Genomic DNA, 19,424 nt, shown 5'->3' with positions numbered 1-19,424 from the left:
GGAGGGCGTGCTTCAGCCGGGCTGTTGCCGTGTGCTGCCGGGCGCCGGTCAGGCGCGGCAGAAGGACGGCAGCAGGTCCGCGGCGGCGCCGGCAGGGCACGGATCGAAGGTGAAGATCACCAGCGTGCCCAGGACGATGACGACGGCGGAGGCGAGGTAGAGGACGGTCTTCAGCGTCATGCGCGTGCCATCCTTCTCCGCGTAGTCGTTGATGATGGTGCGCACGCCGTTGGTGCCGTGCAGCATGGCCAGCCACAGCATGGCCAGGTCCCAGACCTGCCAGAACGGATCCGCCCACTTGCCGCCGACGAAGCCGAAGTCGATGGCGTGCACGCCCTCGCCGACCATCAGGTTGACGAAGAGATGGCCGAAGATCAGCACCACCAGCACAACGCCGGAGAGGCGCATGAAGAGCCAGGCAAACATTTCGAAGTTGCCCTTGGAGCGGCCATGCCGCTTGTATTCCGGCGCGATGCGCCCGCTGCGGGGCGCCTGGATTTCAGTGGAAACAGCCATGATTTAGTGACCCCCGGTGAAGGCAAGCGTGAGGTGGCGGATGAGGAACGGGACCATGACAACAACCCACAGTCCGACGACGCCCCAGAGCATCTTGGCCTGGTTCTTCGGGCCCTTCTTCCAGAAGTCGATCAGAATCACGCGCAGGCCGTTGAAGGCGTGGAAGACGATCGCCGCCACGAGTCCGGCTTCCAGCAGGGCCATGAACGGATTCTTGTACGTTGCGATGACTGCGTTGTAGGCATCGGGGGATACACGCACCAGCGCGGTGTCCAGTACGTGTACCAAAAGAAAGAAAAATATCGCGACGCCGGTTACACGGTGTCCAACCCAGGACCACATGCCTTCACGGCCGCGGTAGAGGGTACCTGCTGGTGTCTTCGACACTGAATTGACCTCCCTGCATCGCACGGGCGTTAGCGTGGCTTCCACGCAAGTGATGACGCCGTTGCGAGCGCACTGTTAAACAACACTAATCTAGGCTTCGCTTAGAGCTTATTCAATTTCGCGTCGGGGGGTTGTGAGCTACTTAACAGCGGGTTTCACGGCGATTCCGGGCGGCCGGTAAATCTGCGTATTTACGCAACAATTTCCTGTCCTAAATAGGGCGTGGCCGCACGCCTCCGGCCTGCCTCCGGCCTGCCGCCGCCGGTGCGGCCGGGTCGCGGGGAACGCCGGGGGGATTGCGTGCCGCGATATTCTAGTAGCGATGAGTACCCTCGGACCAGACAAAAATGACGATGTGCTGCGGCGTTTTTACGGAGTGATTCCGGCCGGCGGGGCGGGGTCGCGGCTGTGGCCGCTCTCGCGCGCGGCGGCGCCGAAGTTCCTGCATGATTTGACCGGGTCGGGGTCCACGCTGATCCGGGCGACCTGGGCGCGGCTGGAGCCGCTGTGTGCCGGGCGCACGCTGGTGGTGACCGGCCGGGCGCATGCCGGCGCGGTGCGCGCGCAGCTGCCGGAGCTGCGGGAAGCGGACCTGGTGCTGGAGCCGGAGCCGAAGGACTCGGCCGCGGCGATCGGGCTGGCCGCGGCGATCCTCTACCACCGGGACCCGGCGACCATCATGGGTTCGTTCGCCGCGGACCAGGTGATCACCCCGGTGGAGCCGTTCCAGGCCGCGGTGACCGAGGCGGTGCACACCGCGGCGGAGGGCTTCATCGTGACGATCGGGATCACCCCGACGCATCCGTCGACCGGGTTCGGCTACATCCGTTCGGCCGGGGCGCTTGCGGTGCCCGGGGCCCCGCACGCGTGTGCGGTGGCCCAGTTCGTGGAGAAGCCGGACGAGGCCACGGCCGCCTCCTACCTGGAGCAGGGCGGCTACCACTGGAACGCGGGCATGTTCGTGGCGCCGGTGGACCTGCTGCTCAAGCACCTGGAGGCCTCCGAGCCGGTGCTGTATGCGGGGCTGATGGAGATCGGGGCGGCCTGGGACACCCCGGGCCGGGCCGAGGTGATGCACCGGATCTGGGGCTCGCTGCCGAAGACCGCGATCGACTATGCGGTGGCCGAGCCGGCGGCCGCGGCCGGGGATGTGGCGATGATCCCCGGCGCGTTCGGCTGGGACGACGTGGGGGACTTCGCCGCGATCGGGCGGCTGAATGCCGCCGCCGAGGTCTCGAACCTGACCGTGCTGGGCGAGGGGGCCCGGGTGTACTCGGAGAACGCCTCGGGGATCGTGGTCACCGACACCAAGCGGGTGATCGCGCTGATCGGCATCGACGACGTGGTGGTGGTCGACACCCCGGACGCGCTGCTGGTGACCACCAAGGCCCACGCCCAGCGGGTCAAGTCCGCCGTCGAACACCTCAAGGCCAGCGGCGACACCGACGTCCTCTAAGCGGTCAGCGGCCGCCCCACCCCGGCCCGGCGGCCGACGGCGGGACTATCGGGTGTCTACTCGCTACAGTTTTGATGTGCAGAAGATTTCAGAAAGCTCGGTCAAGATCCCGAATATCGGCGTGTGGGCAGCCCCGCTGCTGGATGACCTAAAAAGGTTCCGCCGCGATCTGCACCAGCATCCGGAGCTTTCGCACAAGGAATTCCGCACCACCGCGCGGCTGGTGGAGCGGCTGCGCACCGCGGGTCTGGAACCGAAGGAGCTGGAAGGAACCGGGCTGTTCGTGGATATCGGCGAGGGCCCGATCATCATCGGTTTTCGCGCGGACATCGATGCGCTGCCCATCCTCGAAGACACCGGCCTCGACTATGAATCCACGCAGCGCGGCGTCAGCCACGCCTGCGGCCATGACATCCACACCACGGTGATGCTGGGTGTCGCCCTGGTCCTGCGCGAACTCGAGATCGAGGGCGAGCTCAACGGCCGGGTGCGGGTGATCTTCCAGCCGGCCGAGGAGACGATGCCCGGCGGTGCCCTGGCCGTCATCGAACAGGGCGTGCTCGAGGAGGTTCCGCGCATCCTGGCACTGCACTGCGACCCGCGCATCGACGCCGGGACGGTGGGCACGCGCATCGGCGCCATCACCTCGGCGTCGGACACGATCCGGATCGAACTCAACGGGCGCGGCGGGCACACCTCCCGGCCGCACCTGACCGAGGACCTGGTCTTCGCGCTGGCCCAGATCGCCGTCAACGTGCCTGCGGTCATCGGCCGGCGGATCGACGTGCGCAGCGCCGTGTCGATCGTCTGGGGCCAGATCCAGGCCGGCGTCGCGCCCAACGCGATTCCGGCGCGCGGAGTCATGGCCGGCACCATGCGCTGCCTCGATGGCGAAGCCTGGCAGGCGGCCGGGGAACTCGTGGACGAGGTGGTCCAGCAGGTCGCCGCCCCCTACGGGGTCGACGTCAAGCTCGAACATATCCGCGGCGTTCCCCCGGTGATCAATACCGAGCGGGAAACGGGGCTGATCGAAGCCGCCGCGCGGCTGGAGCTCGGCGCCGAGGCGGTGACGCTGACCCCGCAGTCCATGGGCGGGGAGGATTTCGCCTGGATGACCCAGATCGTGCCGGGCGCCATGATGCGGCTGGGGACCCGGACCCCGGGCGGGGAAACGTTCGATCTGCACCGGGGCGACTACGCCCCCGATGAACAGGCCATCGGCGTGGGCGTGCGGGTGATGGCGGCGGCAGCCATGCTGGCCGTGCGGGCCGCGGCCGGACTGGTCTCACCGGTTCCTCCCCGCGCCCAATAGCCTGGGCCGTGCTGCCAACTTGCCCGCGGGACCCTGCGCGGGCTGCGGATGCCGCTCAGGTGTGATGTTCTACTCATTGGTAACAACTATTCAACAATGTTTGAACATTCCGGCGGGCTGCGGCGGGCGCGGCGGCTGCCGGGGCTAGTCTATGAATTCGATGCGCCCCTGAATCCCCGGGCCACACTCGTTTCTGGAGGAACCTTGAAGAATTCCCTGCGCAACCTGAATCCCCTCAGGCGCGGTGCCGGCATTTCCACCGCGGTGCTCGGCGCTTCCGCCCTGGTGCTGGCCGGCTGCGGTGCCCCGCCGGCCGAGAATACGCCCAGCGGGTCGGCCGCAGCCGGTGCCTCGGACTACCTGGGCTGCATTGTCTCGGACCAGGGCGGCTTTGATGACCGCTCGTTCAACCAGTCCAGCCATGAGGGCCTGATGAAGGCCAAGCAGGATCTGGGTATCAAGACCAAGGAAGCCGAGTCCAAGGCCGAAACCGACTTCGTGCCGAACCTGGACAGCATGATCCAGGCCGGCTGCGACCTGACCCTGACCGTCGGCTTCCTGCTCGGCGATGCGACGAAGGACGCGGCCAAGAAGAATCCGGACAGCCACTTCGCCATCGTGGACTATTCGGACCCGGAATTCACCGACAACGTCAAGCCGATTGTCTACGACACCGCGCAGGCCGCGTTCCTGGCCGGCTACCTGGCTGCCGGCACCAGCAAGACCGGCAAGGTCGCCACCTACGGCGGCGCCGAGATTCCCACCGTCACGATCTTCATGGATGGTTTTGCCGACGGTGTGAAGTACTACAACGAAAAGCACAACAAGAAGGTCGAACTGCTCGGCTGGGACAAGGACGCGCAGAACGGTACCTTCGTGGGCAACTTCGAAGACCAGGGCAAGGGCAAGACCAACACCCAGAACTTCATCAATGAAGGTGCCGACGTGATTATGCCGGTCGCCGGACCCGTAGGCCTGGGCACCCTGGACGCCGTGACGGAGGCCAACACCGGCGGCAAGAAGGACGTCAAGGTTGTCTGGGTCGACTCGGACGGCTTCGAGACCGCCGGCAAGGCCGAGGAATACATCCTGACTTCCGTGATGAAGCTGATGGGCCAGGCGGTCGAGGATGTTGTCAAGACGGACCTGGCAGGCAAGTTCGACAGCACCCCGTACGTCGGGACCCTGGAGAACGGCGGGGTGGCCCTGGCCCCGTTCCACGACCAGGCCAAGAACGTTCCGGCCGAGCTGAAGAGTGACCTGGACACGATCAAGGCGGACATTATCTCCGGCAAGATCAAGGTCGAGTCCGCGGCCAGCCCCAAGTAGGCCCGGACCAGGGCGGAACCGCCGCCTCCCGGACGGTCATTGCGCAGCGGAGGCGGCGGTTCGTTCCGTCAGGGCATCGGGCTAGGCTGTAGCCAGATCCGGATCGGACTGCCGTCACGGCCAGCCTCGCACTTGGCCCGGGCGGCCGTGGCATGTTCAGGATAGGTGGGTTGGAGTTGTGAAGCTCGAACTAAAGGGAATCACCAAGAAATTCGGCACTTTGGTCGCCAACGACCACATTGACCTGATGGTCGAGCCGGGCAAAGTCCACACCCTCCTGGGTGAGAACGGGGCCGGCAAATCCACACTCATGAATGTGCTCTACGGGCTGTACCAGCCGACGGAAGGCCAGATCCTGGTCGACGGCAAACCGGTTTCGTTCGGTGGTCCCGGGGACGCGATGGCGGCCGGGATCGGGATGGTGCACCAGCATTTCATGCTGGTTCCGGTTTTTACCGTCGCCGAGAATATCGCCTTGGGCAACGAGGCGACGAAGGCCGGCGGCCTGCTGAACCTGGACGAAACCCGGGCGAAGATCCGCAGGATCTCGGACGAGTACGGGTTCGACGTGGACCCGGACGCACTCGTCGAGGACCTGCCGGTCGGCGTCCAGCAGCGGGCAGAGATCATCAAGGCGCTGGTCCGGGACGCCGAGGTGCTGATTCTGGACGAGCCGACGGCGGTGCTGACGCCGAAGGAGACGGACGAACTGCTGGCAATCATGCGCCAGCTGAAGGCAGACGGCAAGGCCATTGTGTTCATCTCGCACAAGCTGCGCGAGGTAAAGGCCGTGTCCGACATCATCACGGTGATCCGACGCGGCAAGGTGGTCGGCGATGCTGATCCGGATGCGCCGGCGGCCGAGCTGGCCTCCCTGATGGTCGGCCGCTCGGTGAGCCTGGCCCTGGAGAAGGCCCCCGCACAGCCCGGCGAGGTCACCTTCCGGATCAAGGACCTGACCGTCACCGCCGCCAACGGCCAGCGTGCAGTGGACGGTGTCTCGCTGCAGATCGCCCGGGGCGAGATCCTCGCCGTCGCCGGCGTGCAAGGCAACGGCCAGACCGAACTGACCGAAGCCATCCTTGGGCTGCAGGATCACGTGGCCGGCTCCATTACGCTCGACGGCGAAGAACTGGTGGGCCGGAAGGTCAAGGACATCATCAACTCCGGGGTGGGCTTCGTGCCCGAGGACCGCAGCGTCGAGGGCCTCGTGGGCGCGTTCTCGGTCGCCGAGAACCTGGTCCTGAACCGCTACGACCAAGCCCCCTTCGCCAAGGGCCTGGCCATGAATCCGGCCCGGGTGGCGGAGAACGCCGCACAACGCATTGCCGAATTCGATGTGCGCACCCAGTCCGCGGCCGCGGCGGCAGGCACCCTGTCCGGCGGCAACCAGCAAAAAGTCGTCATGGCCCGCGAACTGTCCCGGCCGCTGAAGCTGTTCATTGCCTCCCAGCCCACCCGCGGGGTGGACGTCGGTTCCATCGAGTTCCTGCACCGGCGGATCGTGGCCGAGCGGGACCACGGCACGCCGGTGATGATCGTCTCCACCGAACTGGACGAGGTGCTGGATCTGGCGGACCGCATCGCGGTCCTGTACCGCGGCCGGCTGATGGGCATTGTGCCCGGAAACACCTCGCGGGACACGCTGGGCCTGATGATGGCGGGCATGTCTGCCGAGGACGCAGAGACGACCCAGACCGACGCGGCCCAGCCGGATGCGGCCGGGACGGACAGCGCGGGAGGAGACAAATGAGCATTCACAGGCCGGACGACGGCAGATCGGCAGGATCTGAGGCCAGGATCGAGGCGAAGGCGGAAGAACAGCGCCTTGAGGCCGCGGTGGAGACCGACGACGGCCGGATGGCGCCGCCGGCCGTGCCGCCGTCGGCGCAGAGCGGCCAGCTGTATCCGGAAGAGGCCGGAACCCAGCCGCTGCTGCACCGGATCATGGCCAGCGAGACCATGGTCGCCGTCCTGGCCGTCCTGCTTTCGCTCATCGTCGGCGGCTTGCTGGTCGCCCTGACGAATGAGCAGGTAGCTGCCGCCTCGTCATACTTTTTTGCCCGGCCGGGGGACCTGCTCGGGGCGGCCTGGACCGCCGCGTCGGAGGCGTATGCCGCGCTGTTCCAAGGTGCCGTCTTCAATTTCGAAGGCCAGACATTCGCCCGGATGATCTATCCGCTCACCCAGACGCTGACCGTGGCCACCCCCCTGATCTGCGCGGGCCTGGGCGTGACGCTGGCCTTCCGTGCCGGTCTGTTCAACATCGGTGCCCAGGGCCAGATCATCATCGGTGCCATGCTGGCCGCGTGGGTCGGTTTCACCTGGCAGCTGCCTGTGGGACTGCACCTGCTGCTGGTGATCCTGGCCGGGCTGGCCGGCGGTGCCCTGTGGGGCAGCCTGGTGGGCCTGCTCAAGGCCAGGACGGGCGCACATGAGGTGATCGTGACGATCATGCTCAACTACATCGCGATCTACCTGGTGGGATTCCTGCTCACGACCCCGGGCTTCCAGCGGCCGGGCTCGTCCAACCCGATCAGTCCCCAGCTCGGTGGCACGGCGCTGTACCCGCCGCTGTTCGGCGACACCTTCCGGCTGCACTGGGGCTTCGTGGTGGCGGTGCTGGCCACGGTCTTCGCCTGGTGGCTGCTCAACCGGTCCACCATTGGTTTCGAACTGCGCGCCGTCGGAGCGAATCCGATGGCGGCGCGGACCGCAGGCATCGGCGTCACGAAGAGCTATGTGGTGGTCATGGTGATCGCCGGCGCGCTGGCCGGGCTCGCCGGAGTGGCGCAGGTCGCCGGCACCGAACGCGTGCTGACCGCCGGGGTGGCCGCCAGCTTCGGTTTCGACGCGATCACCGTCGCGCTGCTGGGTCGTTCGACGCCGTGGGGCACCTTCATCGCGGCTCTGCTGTTTGGCGCCTTCCGGGCCGGCGGTGTCACCATGCAGACCAATACCGGCACCAGCATCGACATCGTCCTGGTGGTGCAGTCGCTGATCGTCCTGTTCATTGCCGCCCCTCCGCTGGTCAGGGCCTTGTTCCACCTGCCGGAGCCGGGCGCGGTGAGCCCGGCCAAGACCGGAAAGAGTAAGTCTCCCGCTGCGACCGGAGGTGCAGCATGAGCACGATGACAGCGACCGTTCCGGACCAGGCCGGCAGCATGGGCACCGTACGCAACTGGAAGACGCCCATCATCCTCTCCGTGCTGGCCGTCTTCGCCCTGGTGGTCTTCGCCCTGGGCGCCCCGGCCAACTCGGTGACCTTCCGGCTGTCCGATCCCTCGGACGCCGTGGTGCTGACCGACCTGGTGCTGTCCGCGCCGGTGACCGGCTGGATTTGCGCGGTGCTGATGCTGGCCGCCGCCGTGCTGTCCATCCTGGAAGTCCGTGCCGGCCGGCGGGTGCCCGGCTGGCTCGTGGCGGTCTTTTCGGTGCTCTTCGTGGTGGGCTTTCTGACCTGGGTGGTCGGCAGCGCCCGGACTCCGAATGTGGCCCTGTACGGGCTGCTGGCCGGTTCCGTCACGCTGGCGGTGCCGCTGATTTTCGGCTCGCTTTCCGGCGTGCTGTGCGAACGCTCCGGGGTGGTGAACATTGCGATCGAAGGACAGCTGCTGTTCGGCGCGTTCGCGGCGGCCGTGGCCGGCTCGCTCTCCGGCAGCGCCTTGGTGGGCCTGCTGGCCGCCGCCGTGGCCGGGGTGCTGGTCTCGCTGGTGCTGGCCGTGTTCAGCATCAAATACATCGTCAACCAGGTGATCGTCGGCGTGGTCCTGAACGTGCTGGTCTCGGGCCTGACCGGCTTCCTGTTCTCCACGGTGCTCAGTGCCGATGCGGACACCTGGAACTCGCCGCCGCGGCTGCCGGTGCTGCCGATCCCGTTCCTGTCCGAGATTCCGGTCATCGGCCCGATCCTGTTCCGCCAGACCATCGTCGGCTACCTGATGTATGTCGCCGTGGCCGTGATCTACGTGGGCCTGTTCTACACCAAATGGGGCCTGCGCACCCGCGCCGTGGGCGAGCATCCCAAGGCGGCGGACACGCTCGGGGTCCAGGTCAACCGGATGCGCTTCACCAACGTGCTGCTGGCCGGTGTGGTGGCGGGCATCGGCGGGTCCTTCTTCACCCTGGTCTCGGTCTCGGGCTTCGGCCGCGATATGACCGCGGGCCAAGGGTACATTGCCCTTGCCGCGCTGATTTTCGGCCGCTGGAATCCGATCGGCGCGTTCTTCGCGGCGCTGCTGTTCGGCTTCGCCACCAACCTGCAGTATGTGCTCAGCTTCCTGGGCACCCCGGTGCCGAACGAATTCCTGGCGATGCTGCCGTACCTGGTGACGATCTTTGCCGTGGCCGGGCTGGTGGGCAAATCCCGGGCGCCGGCCGCCAGCGGCATCCCGTACATCAAGGGCTGAGCGGATCGGCCGTAACCATCAAGGAGCGCAGTGAACCTTAGCTTCAAGGACGAGGGCATCGACTGGGATGCCCTGCGGGAGGCGGCCACCAAGGCCATGCAGCGGGCCTACGCGCCGTACTCGAAGTACCCGGTGGGCGCGGCGGCGCTGACCGAGGACGGGCGGATCGTCTCCGGCTGCAACGTGGAGAACGCCTCCTACGGACTGACCCTGTGCGCCGAATGCTCACTCGTCAGCCAGCTGCAGATGACCGGGGGCGGCCGGCTGGTCGCCTTCAGCTGCGTGGACGGACAGGGGAACACCCTGATGCCGTGCGGGCGCTGCCGGCAGCTGCTCTACGAATTCCGTGCCCCGGACATGCAGCTGATGACCAGTGCCGGCATCCGGAGCATGGCCGAGGTGCTCCCGGACGCGTTCGGTCCGGAACACCTTGCCTGATCCTGTGGACAACCGACCCGGAGGGGACCATGACCGAAGCCTTTGACGCCGTCGATATCATCCGGACCAAGAGGGACAGGGGCACGCTCAGCCCGGAGCAGATCGACTGGACCATCGACGCCTATACCCGCGGCGTGATCGCCGACGAGCAGATGTCGGCGCTGAACATGGCCATCCTGCTCAACGGCATGAGCCGGGCCGAGATTTCCCGCTGGACCGCGGCGATGATCGCCTCCGGCGAGCGGATGGACTTTTCGTCGCTGGGCAAGCCCACCGCGGACAAGCACTCGACCGGAGGTGTGGGGGACAAGATCACCCTGCCGCTGGCACCGCTGGTGGCGGTGTTCGGGGTGGCGGTGCCCCAGCTCTCCGGCCGCGGACTGGGCCACACCGGCGGCACGCTGGACAAGCTCGAATCCATCCCGGGCTGGCGGGCGGAGCTGGGCAACGAGGAGCTGATGCGGCAGTTGGGCAGCGTCGGCGCGGTGATCTGCGCGGCTGGGGCCGGCCTGGCACCGGCGGACAAGAAGCTGTACGCGCTGCGGGATGTCACCGGCACGGTGGAAGCCATCCCGCTGATCGCTTCCTCGATCATGAGCAAGAAGATCGCCGAAGGGACCGACTCGCTGGTGCTGGATGTGAAGGTCGGCTCCGGTGCCTTTATGAAGGACGAGGCCTCGGCGCGCGAACTGGCCGAAACCATGGTGGCGCTGGGCACCGATGCCGGGGTGGAGACCGTGGCGCTGCTGACCAACATGGACACCCCGCTCGGGCTGGCCGCAGGCAACGCCATCGAGGTCGAAGAAGCGGTGGAGGTACTCGCCGGCGGCGGCCCGGACGACGTCGTCGAACTGACGGTCCGGCTGGCCGAGGAGATGCTGCAGGCGGCCGGGGTCGCGGATGCGGACCCGGCGGCGGCGCTGAAGGACGGCCGCGCCATGGACGTCTGGAACCGGATGATCCGGGCCCAGGGCGGGGATCCGCGGGCCGAACTGCCGACGGCGCGGCATGCCGAGGTGGTCTACGCGCCGGCCGACGGCGTGCTGCTGCGCCTGGACGCGCTGTCCGTAGGCACGGCAGCCTGGCGGCTCGGCGCCGGCCGGGCGCGCAAGGAACATCCGGTACAGGCAGGCGCCGGCGTGCGCCTGCACGCCAAGCCGGGGGCGCTGGTGCGCGCCGGCGAACCGCTGATGACGCTGCTGACCGACACGCCGGAGCGGATCGAGCGGGCCAAGGAAGCCCTGGCGGACGCCGTCGTCATCGGCCCGGAAGGGGACCGGCCGGACCAGCGCCTGATCATCGACCGGATCGCCGGCTGACCCGGACTGTCCACACCCACCTTCCGTCCTTCCCTCCCGCCTCGAAATGGGAACCTGCTGCGCTGCGCCGGGGCAGGGATATCCCGTTTCGCGGGGTGAACCTGGCTGAGCGGCATTGCGGCCGGCCCGGGCCGGCTGCGGGTTGTTCCGGGGTGATGCCTGATACCGGCACTTTTGGGCATATGTCATCGTTGGAACAGGCAACCGGCGGACAGGACAACACACGTGCACGAACTCATGGACGCGATCAACGTCTTCATCGTCGATGCGGCGGGACAGTGGTGGGTCTATCCGCTGCTGTTCATCCTGTGCACGGTTGATGGCTTCTTCCCGCCGCTGCCGAGCGAATCGGTGGTGGTAGCGCTGGCCGCCGTGTCCGTCTCCGCGGGCGTGCCCAATATCTGGCTGGTGGTGCTGGTGGCCGCAGTGGGGGCCATCGTGGGGGACAACATCGCTTATGCGATCGGTCGGCGCATCGGCACCCGGCGCTTCCACTGGATGCGCCGGCCGCGCCCGGCCGCAGCGTTCGCCTGGGCCCGGCGCGGGCTCGATCACCGCGGCGCCGCACTGATCCTCAGCGCCCGCTATATTCCGGTAGGCCGGGTGGCCGTGAACATGATGGCCGGGGCCACCGGCTACAGCCGCCGGCGCTTTGTCCCCTTCACCATCCTGGCCGGTATCTCCTGGGCCCTGTATTCGGCCGGCATCGGCACCCTGGCCGGTCGCTGGGTCAGCGACAACCATCTGCTGGCCGTGGTGGTATCCGTGGCCGTCGCCATGCTGATGGGGCTGCTGCTGGACTATGCCTTGAAACTGGGCGGCCGGCTGCGGCTGGCCAGGCTGCGGCGGATGGCGCGGACCCGGGCCGCGGCGGCCCGGACCGCCGGTGGCCCCGTTCCTGCCGCGGAGCGGGAATTCTCCGAGGCCGGTTCTGCCTCCGCCGGCGGCACGGCAGCACGCGGGGGCCGGCCGGGTCCGGACCGCTCCGACGGCGCGGGTTCCGCCCCCGCAGCCTGAGCCCAAACGGAACCTGACCCGCTGCGGTGCGGGCCCGGCGGCCCTGCCGTAAGGTGGTGGCTGTGACTGAGCCTAATTTCCCTGCCGACCAGGCAACCGACGCTGACATCGATTTCCGCAGCCTGCCAAAGGTCTCCCTGCACGACCATCTCGACGGCGGCCTGCGGCCGGCGACCATCATCGAACTGGCCGCGGAAGCCGGCCACGAACTGCCCTCCACCGATCCGGCGGCCCTGGGCCAGTGGTTCCGCGAATCGGCGGACTCGGGCTCCCTGGTCCGCTACCTGGAAACGTTCGATCACACCGTGGCGGTCATGCAGACCCGCGACGCGCTGTTCCGGGTGGCCAAGGAGTTCGTTCAGGACCTGGCCGAGGACGGCGTGGTCTATGGCGAGGTGCGCTGGGCGCCGGAGCAGCACCTGCGCGGCGGCCTGACGCTCGATGAGGCCGTCGAGGCGGTCCAGGCCGGTCTGGACGCCGGGGTCGAGGAGGCCGCGGCCGACGGGCGGCCGATCCAGGTAGGCCAGCTGATCACCGCGATGCGTCACGCCGACCGCGGCCAGGAGATTGCCGAGCTGGCCCTGCGCCACCGGGACAAGGGCGCCGTCGGATTCGATATCGCCGGCGCCGAGGACGGTTTCCCGCCGTCCCGGTTCAAGGACGCCTTCACCTACCTGGCTGAGAACCAGTTCCCGGTCACCATTCATGCCGGCGAGGCTGCCGGCGTGGACAGCATCGCGGACGCGCTGGTGAGCGGCCGCGCGCTGCGGCTGGGCCACGGGGTGCGCATCGCCGAGGACATCCAGGTCGACTTTTCCCCGGAGGCCCCCGATGCCCAGCCGGGCGCCGGACAGGAGGAGTCCGGCGTCGCCATGGTCACGCTCGGCCGGGTGGCGGCCTGGGTCCGGGACCGGGGCATCGCGCTGGAATGCAGCCCCTCGTCGAACCTGCAGACCGGGGCCATAGCGCCGTTCGGCGAGGGCATCGAGAGCCACCCGTTCGACCTGCTCTACCAGACGGGGTTCAAGGTCACCATCAATGTGGACAACCGCCTGATGAGCGGGGTCAACCTCTCCGACGAGTACGAGTTGCTGGTGGAGACCTTCGACTACGATCTGGACGACCTGCTGGAGATCACGCTGAACGCTGCCGAGGCCGCCTTCCTGCCGCTTGAGGAGCGCGAGGCGCTGGTCGAGTACATCACCGAGGGCTTCCAGGCCCACGCGGGCTGAGATGCCCGCCGCCGACGGAACGGCGGTGCCGCGCCTGCTGGAGGTGGTGGCCCAGCTGCGCGAGCACTGCCTGTGGACCCGCGCGCTGACGCATGAATCCCTGGTCGAGTACCTGATCGAGGAGGCGCACGAGCTCGCGGACGCGATCGCGGCCGGCCATACCGGTACCGCGGATGCGGCCGAGCTGAAGGGCGAGCTGGCGGACGTGCTCTACCAAGTGGTCCTGCACGCGCGGCTGCAGGAAGAGCAGGGCAGGTTTTCGTTCGAGGACGTGGCCGCGCACCTGACCGGAAAGCTGGTCCGGCGCAACCGGCATGTTTTCCGCGCCGACGGGACGCTGCGGGAGAGCTTTCCGGAAACCCTCGAGGAAATCGAGCGCAGCTATGACGCGGTCAAGGCGGCCGAGCAGCCGGGACGGCGCGGACCCTTCGAGGGCATTCCGGCCTCCCTGCCGGCGCTGACGCTGGCTGCCAAGTCGCTGGATCGGGCCCGGCGCGCCGGCGCCGTGCCGGGACGCAGCCGCGCGGCGGCCCCGGCGTCGTCGGAAGACGAGTTGGGGGACCTGCTCCTGGACCTCGTCCGCACCGCCGCCGCGCAGGGTCTGGATCCGGAACTGGCGCTGCGCAAGGCGGTCGGCCGGTTCCAAGCCGGCGTAATGCACGAGCAGGGCCGCGGGGATCTCGATTAGGCTGGGGTCCGACAGTGCTCTCACGCGGCTTGTCGTGAAGTGAATGCAAAGACGTTCCAATGAACAGGAGCTACTCCATGGCGCTTATTGATGCCATCCACGCGCGCGAAATCCTCGATTCCCGCGGCAACCCCACGGTTGAGGTCGAGGTGCTGCTCTCCGACGGTTCGATGGGCCGCGCCGCGGTTCCCTCCGGCGCGTCGACCGGCGCCTTCGAAGCCGTGGAACGCCGCGACGGCGAGAAGAACCGCTACCAGGGCAAGGGCGTCTCCCAGGCCGTCGAGGCTGTCATCGACACCATCCAGCCCGCGCTGCTGAGCCTGGATGCCACCGACCAGCGCCTGATCGACCAGACGATGATCGACCTGGACGGCACCTCGAACAAGTCCAACCTCGGTGCCAACGCCATCCTGGGCGTCTCCCTGGCCGTGGCCAGCGCCGCCGCCGAGTCGGCCAACCTGCCGCTGTATAAGTACCTGGGCGGACCGAACGCGCACGTGCTGCCGGTGCCGCTGATGAACATCCTCAACGGCGGCTCGCACGCCGATTCGGACGTGGACATCCAGGAGTTCATGGTGGTTCCGCTGGGTGCGGCCACCTTCTCCGAGGGCCTGCGCTGGGGCGTGGAGGTCTACCACAGCCTCAAGTCCGTGCTCAATGAGAAGGGCCTGTCCACCGGCCTGGGCGACGAGGGCGGCTTCGCCCCGAACCTGCCGAGCAACCGTGCGGCACTGGACCTGATCTCCGAGGCCATCACCCGCGCCGGCTACACCCCGGGCAAGGACATTGCGCTGGCCCTGGACGTGGCGTCCTCGGAGTTTTACAAGGACGGCGCGTACCAGTTCGAGGGCAAGGCCCTGTCGGCCGCCGAGATGGGCGCCTATTACGCACAGCTGGTGGCCGACTACCCGTTGGTCTCCATCGAGGACCCGCTGGACGAGTCCGACTGGGACGGCTGGGCACAGCTGACCGCCGAGCTGGGGGACAAGGTCCAGCTGGTCGGCGATGACCTGTTCGTGACCAACCCCGAGCGCCTGCAGCAGGGCATCGATTCGCGCACCGCCAACTCGCTGCTGGTCAAGGTCAACCAGATCGGTTCCCTGACCGAGACCCTGGAGGCGGTGTCCCTGGCCCAGCGCAGCGGCTACACCACGATCACCTCGCACCGCTCCGGCGAGACCGAGGACACCACCATCGCGGACATCGCCGTGGCCACCAACGCCGGCCAGATCAAGACCGGTGCACCGGCCCGTTCCGAGCGGGTGGCCAAGTACAACCAACTGCTGCGCATCGAGGAGGAGCTCGACGACGCCGCCCGCTATGCGGGTACGTCGGCTTTCCCGCGTTTCAAAGCCTGATCCCCGGGCAGCTGGGTTATTGTCTTATGCAGGGAAGCTTGCGCTTCCCTGCATAAGACGTTTTAAGTCCAGCGGTTCATGACCTGAGCCGTTCGAGGAGCTCAATGACCACCCGACGTCCCAGAGTGCCGCGGGCAGCACGCCCGGACGGCAGCGGAACCGCGGAAACCTCCGCCGCGCGGGCCGCCTCTGCGGACGGGACCGGAAGCACTGCGGCGGACCGGGACCGGCCGGCGGCGCGGGTCATCCGTCCCGAGTTCAGCCGCCGGCGGACCCCGGACGCCAGGCCCACGCCGGCCCAGGCCCGCGCGGCCGAGCGTAGTGAACTGGCCGGCGCCATCCGCCGGCCGCAGGGACAGGCACGGCCGGTGCGTCCGGCGCCCGGCGGCCGGCAGGTGGCCGGACACGCCGTCGAGCCCGTCCCGGCGAAGGCCTTCTCCGGCCGGATGCTGGCCCTGGCCGTCGTCCTGATCACCATCACCGTCCTGCTGGCCCCGTCGATGCGGGTATTCATCGAGCAGCGCTCGGCGATCTCCAAGCTGCGGGCCGATATCGAACAGGAGCAGGCGGCCCAGGCCCAGCTGAAGAAGGAGATCGCCCGCTGGGACGATCCGGAGTACATCAAGCAGCAGGCGCGGGATCGCATATTCTATGTAATGCCGGGTGAAACGCGGTACATGGTCACCGGTACCGAGGGACTGAGCGAATCCAAGGAACATGCCTCCAAGTCCGCGCCGTCGGACCTGCCCTGGGTGGATGCGCTGTGGGACTCCGTCAAACGCTCGGCAACCGACTCGCCGGCGGCCAGGTAACCTGCCGTCCCGGCGCCACCTGCGCCCGTGGCCGGACCACCGGCGCACCCCTGGCCGGATCCGCCGGCCGCACAGCTAGGAAGGACCGCGCCATGGACATCGCCCAGCGCACACCCACGCCCCAGGACCTGGAGACCCTCAGCCGCCAGCTCGGCCGGCCGGTCAGGGACGTGGTGGAAATCGGCGCCCGCTGTGTCTGCGGCAATCCGCTGGTGGCCACGACCGCACCCCGGCTGGGCAACGGAATCCCGTTCCCCACCACGTACTACCTGACCCACCCGGTGATCACTGCGGCGGTCTCCCGGCTCGAGGCGGCCGGGGTCATGACCGAGATGACCGAGCGGCTCGCCCGGGACCCGGAGCTGGCCGGCGCCTACCGCGGCGCCCACGAAGCCTACCTGCAGGCGCGCCACGAAATCGGTGCGCGCAGCGGCGTCGGCGACGTGCCGGAGATCGCCGGTGTCTCGGCCGGCGGGATGCCGGAGCGGGTCAAGTGCCTGCATGTGCTCGTGGGGCACTCCCTCGCCGCCGGGCCGGGAGTGAACCCGCTGGGTGACGAGGCGCTGGAGCGCATCGCCGAGTGGTGGACCCGGGACCGCTGCTATTGCGACGGCGCCTGGGACGTCCAGGGCCAGCCGCCGTCGCGGGACCTGAGCCGGCACACCAAGACCCAGGGCCTGGCCCCGGAAGAACTGGAGGCCAAGCGCGCCGCGCGCCAGGCACGTCCAGAGTCGGCCGCCGCCGAACCGGCCGGAGACCGCCCGGACCCGACGAACGAAAAGGACGCCCAGTGACCCGTGTAGGTGCCATCGACTGCGGGACGAACTCGATCCGCCTGCTCATTGCCGACACTAACGGCGCCGGCCTCACCGACGTCGTGCGCCTGATGAAGGTGGTCCGGCTCGGCCAGGGCGTGGACGCGACGGGCATGCTTGCCGAGGACGCGCTGGCGCGCACCTTCGCGGCCGCGGAGGAATATGCGCAGCTGCTGCGCAGCCACGGTGCCGAGCGCCTGCGGTTCGTCGCGACGTCGGCCACCCGCGACGCCGCCAACCGGCAGGTTTTCGTGGACGGCATCCGGGACCGGCTGGGGGTGGAGCCGGAGGTCATTAGCGGCGGCGAGGAGGCGGCGCTGTCCTTCGCCGGCGCGGCCAGCGTGCTAACCCCGCAGCCGGGGCAGCGGATCCTGGTGGTGGATCTGGGCGGCGGCAGCACCGAGTTCGTCCTGGGCACGGCCGACGGCGTCCAGGCCGCGCGAAGCGTGGACATGGGCTGCGTCCGCTTTACCGAACGACACCTGAAGCAGGATCCGCCGTCGGCCGCGGAGATCGCTGCCGCCGAGGCGGACATCAACGCGTACCTGGACGAGGTCCTGGCCGAGGTGCCGCTCGGCTCCACCGACCGGCTGGTCGGTGTGGCCGGTTCGGTCACCACGGTCACCGCCCATGCCCTGGGCCTGGAGGAATACCGGCCCGATGTCATCCACGGTACCGAGCTGGACGGGGCCCGTACCGCCGCCGCCTGCACCTCGCTGATCAACATGACCCGCAGCCAGCGGGCGGCGCTGCCCTACATGCATCCGGGCCGCGTGGACGTGATTGGGGCAGGGGCCCTGATCTGGCGCACGATCAACGCCCGGGTCGCGGAACTGACCGGCGGCCGCGTGGACGGGTGCACCACCAGCGAGCACGATATTCTGGATGGAATCGCCCTGAGTGCGGTACCGACTGCTGGCCGCTGAAGCATGGCCGGCGGCAGACGCGCCCCCTCCGGGCGGACGAGGAGAGAGACGATGCCCAGCAGCCGAAGCCGAGCAGAGCGTTATCGCGCGGTACGCGCGGCGGCACTGGCCTGCGGCGTGATCCTGTCCCTGGTCTCGGGTCTGGTCCTGGCCCCGGCCGCCGCCGCGGACGAGGTGCAGGATAAGGAGTACTGGCTGGATGCCTACGGCATCCGCGAGGCCTGGAAGACCACCAAAGGCGAGGGCGTCAAGGTCGCCGTCATCGACAGCGGCGTGGATGGCAGCCATCCGGACCTGAAGGGCGTGGTGGTCGGCGGGGCGGACATGTCCGGCGCCGGAAAGCCGAACGGCCAGGAAGGCATCGGGGCGACGCCGGAGCACGGCACCCTGGTGGCGACCCTGCTGGCCGGGCGCGGCCACACTCCGGAACCGGACAAGGACGGGGCCAAGACCGACGGCGTCCTCGGTGTGGCCCCCGGGGCCGAACTGCTGGCCGTGTCCACCTGGCTGGGGTCGGAGAACCCGGCGGGCGTGGGCGTGGACGAACAGATTCCGGCGGCGGTGCGCTGGGCCGTGGACCACGGCGCCAAGGTGATCAACATGTCGCTGACCAGTTCCACCACCTCGTGGCCGCAGAGCTGGGACAGCGCCTTCCTTTACGCCGAGCAGAAGGACGTGGTGATCGTCGCCGCCGCGGGCAACCGCGCCGGGGGCACCTTCCAGTCCGGTGCACCGGCCACCATTCCGGGCGTGCTCACCGTCGCCGGCCTGGACCGGCAGGGGAATGCCAGCCGGGACGCCTCGTCGCAGAGCATCGTGATCGGCGTCGCGGCGCCGGCCGAGGACCTGGTCGGCGGGCTGCCTGGCGGCCTGTACGCGGAGTGGTCCGGCACCTCCGGGGCCGCGCCGCTGGTGTCCGGCGTCGCCGCGCTGATCCGCGCCAAGTACCCGCAAATGAGCGCCGCACAGGTGATCAACCGCATCATTTCCACCTCCCGGGACGCCGGGGCGGCCGGCCACGACCCGATCTACGGCTTCGGCATCCTGGACGCGGCCGCGGCGCTGAATGCGGATGTGCCCGAGACTACCGGGAACCCGCTGGGGTCCATCGCCCAGTGGATTACCGTGCACCGGCGGGGGCAGCCCGCCCCGGCCGAGCCCAGTGCCCCCGCCACGCATTCGACCCGGCCCCCGATCCCGGAACCGACCACGCCGGTCGCCGTCGCGCCGCGGCTGGAAGGCGGGGTGCTGCCCGCCGTCGTCGTGGTGGGCTTCGGCGCGCTGATCCTGCTGGTCGCCGGGCTCGGCGTGCAGCAGACACTGCGGGCGCGCCGGCAGGCTGCCGCGAAAGCGGGGACCGGGACGGCCGGCGGGACGCAACGGGAAAAGCCCTGACATCACGCGGAGACC

18 protein-coding genes are annotated in these 19,424 nt (G+C 68.7%); 16 read left to right on the top strand and 2 right to left on the bottom strand.

The window, feature by feature from the left end; genetic code table 11:
* Positions 1 to 48 precede the first annotated feature (48 nt).
* Both LVY72_RS01860 and sdhC read right to left on the bottom strand, forming a co-directional pair.
* Positions 49 to 516: a succinate dehydrogenase hydrophobic membrane anchor subunit gene (locus LVY72_RS01860; RefSeq protein ID WP_237817744.1), complete on the bottom strand. Its 468-nt coding sequence runs from the start codon at positions 514 to 516 to the stop codon at positions 49 to 51.
* 3 nt (positions 517 to 519) lie between these two features.
* Positions 520 to 903, bottom strand: coding sequence for a succinate dehydrogenase, cytochrome b556 subunit (sdhC, locus tag LVY72_RS01855; RefSeq protein WP_237817743.1), 384 nt, complete (start codon positions 901 to 903; stop codon positions 520 to 522).
* Positions 904 to 1,225: 322 nt separating this feature from the next.
* Between sdhC and LVY72_RS01850 the strand changes: the two genes are divergently transcribed.
* From LVY72_RS01850 to LVY72_RS01775, 16 genes are all read left to right on the top strand, one after another.
* A complete protein-coding gene (locus LVY72_RS01850; protein ID WP_237817742.1) occupies positions 1,226 to 2,359 on the top strand; it encodes a mannose-1-phosphate guanylyltransferase in 1,134 nt (377 codons plus the stop codon).
* A 76-nt stretch (positions 2,360 to 2,435) separates the two neighbouring features.
* Positions 2,436 to 3,671, top strand: coding sequence for an amidohydrolase (locus LVY72_RS01845; RefSeq protein ID WP_237817741.1), 1,236 nt, complete (start codon positions 2,436 to 2,438; stop codon positions 3,669 to 3,671).
* 204 nt (positions 3,672 to 3,875) lie between these two features.
* The gene (locus LVY72_RS01840) at positions 3,876 to 5,000 is read left to right on the top strand and encodes a BMP family lipoprotein (RefSeq protein WP_237817740.1); all 1,125 of its coding nucleotides are present in this window, start codon (positions 3,876 to 3,878) and stop codon (positions 4,998 to 5,000) included.
* Positions 5,001 to 5,178: 178 nt separating this feature from the next.
* On the top strand, positions 5,179 to 6,753 hold the full coding sequence (locus tag LVY72_RS01835) for an ABC transporter ATP-binding protein (RefSeq protein ID WP_237817739.1): 1,575 nt from the start codon (positions 5,179 to 5,181) through the stop codon (positions 6,751 to 6,753).
* Complete coding sequence (locus tag LVY72_RS01830; RefSeq protein WP_372463664.1) at positions 6,750 to 8,126, top strand: ABC transporter permease; 1,377 nt, start codon at positions 6,750 to 6,752, stop codon at positions 8,124 to 8,126. The genes LVY72_RS01835 and LVY72_RS01830 overlap by 4 nt, the downstream gene beginning before the upstream one ends.
* The gene (locus LVY72_RS01825; RefSeq protein ID WP_237817738.1) at positions 8,123 to 9,409 is read left to right on the top strand and encodes an ABC transporter permease; all 1,287 of its coding nucleotides are present in this window, start codon (positions 8,123 to 8,125) and stop codon (positions 9,407 to 9,409) included. Before LVY72_RS01830 ends, LVY72_RS01825 begins: the two co-directional genes overlap by 4 nt.
* Before the next feature lie 30 nt (positions 9,410 to 9,439).
* Positions 9,440 to 9,847, top strand: coding sequence for a cytidine deaminase (locus tag LVY72_RS01820; protein ID WP_308190666.1), 408 nt, complete (start codon positions 9,440 to 9,442; stop codon positions 9,845 to 9,847).
* Between the two features lie 29 nt (positions 9,848 to 9,876).
* Positions 9,877 to 11,166, top strand: a complete 1,290-nt coding sequence (locus tag LVY72_RS01815) for a thymidine phosphorylase (RefSeq protein ID WP_237817737.1) — start codon at positions 9,877 to 9,879, stop codon at positions 11,164 to 11,166.
* Between the two features lie 225 nt (positions 11,167 to 11,391).
* Complete coding sequence (locus LVY72_RS01810) at positions 11,392 to 12,183, top strand: DedA family protein (RefSeq protein ID WP_237817736.1); 792 nt, start codon at positions 11,392 to 11,394, stop codon at positions 12,181 to 12,183.
* 62 nt (positions 12,184 to 12,245) lie between these two features.
* Positions 12,246 to 13,415, top strand: a complete 1,170-nt coding sequence (locus LVY72_RS01805; RefSeq protein ID WP_237817735.1) for an adenosine deaminase — start codon at positions 12,246 to 12,248, stop codon at positions 13,413 to 13,415.
* Between the two features lies 1 nt (position 13,416).
* On the top strand, positions 13,417 to 14,103 hold the full coding sequence (locus LVY72_RS01800; RefSeq protein ID WP_237817734.1) for a MazG nucleotide pyrophosphohydrolase domain-containing protein: 687 nt from the start codon (positions 13,417 to 13,419) through the stop codon (positions 14,101 to 14,103).
* A 77-nt stretch (positions 14,104 to 14,180) separates the two neighbouring features.
* Entirely contained in the window at positions 14,181 to 15,461 is a 1,281-nt protein-coding gene (eno, locus tag LVY72_RS01795; RefSeq protein ID WP_237817733.1) for a phosphopyruvate hydratase, read from the top strand.
* 104 nt (positions 15,462 to 15,565) lie between these two features.
* Positions 15,566 to 16,273: an FtsB family cell division protein gene (locus LVY72_RS01790; RefSeq protein ID WP_237817732.1), complete on the top strand. Its 708-nt coding sequence runs from the start codon at positions 15,566 to 15,568 to the stop codon at positions 16,271 to 16,273.
* A 92-nt stretch (positions 16,274 to 16,365) separates the two neighbouring features.
* The gene (locus LVY72_RS01785; protein ID WP_237817731.1) at positions 16,366 to 17,067 is read left to right on the top strand and encodes a DUF501 domain-containing protein; all 702 of its coding nucleotides are present in this window, start codon (positions 16,366 to 16,368) and stop codon (positions 17,065 to 17,067) included.
* Positions 17,064 to 18,014, top strand: coding sequence for a Ppx/GppA phosphatase family protein (locus tag LVY72_RS01780; RefSeq protein ID WP_237817730.1), 951 nt, complete (start codon positions 17,064 to 17,066; stop codon positions 18,012 to 18,014). Before LVY72_RS01785 ends, LVY72_RS01780 begins: the two co-directional genes overlap by 4 nt.
* Positions 18,015 to 18,065: 51 nt before the next feature.
* Positions 18,066 to 19,409, top strand: coding sequence for a S8 family serine peptidase (locus tag LVY72_RS01775; protein ID WP_237817729.1), 1,344 nt, complete (start codon positions 18,066 to 18,068; stop codon positions 19,407 to 19,409).
* The last annotated feature ends 15 nt before the right edge of the window (positions 19,410 to 19,424 follow it).

Source organism: Arthrobacter hankyongi, assembly GCF_022012395.1.
Lineage (GTDB): Bacteria > Actinomycetota > Actinomycetes > Actinomycetales > Micrococcaceae > Crystallibacter > Crystallibacter hankyongi.
This window is presented reverse-complemented; position numbering and strand designations above follow the sequence as displayed.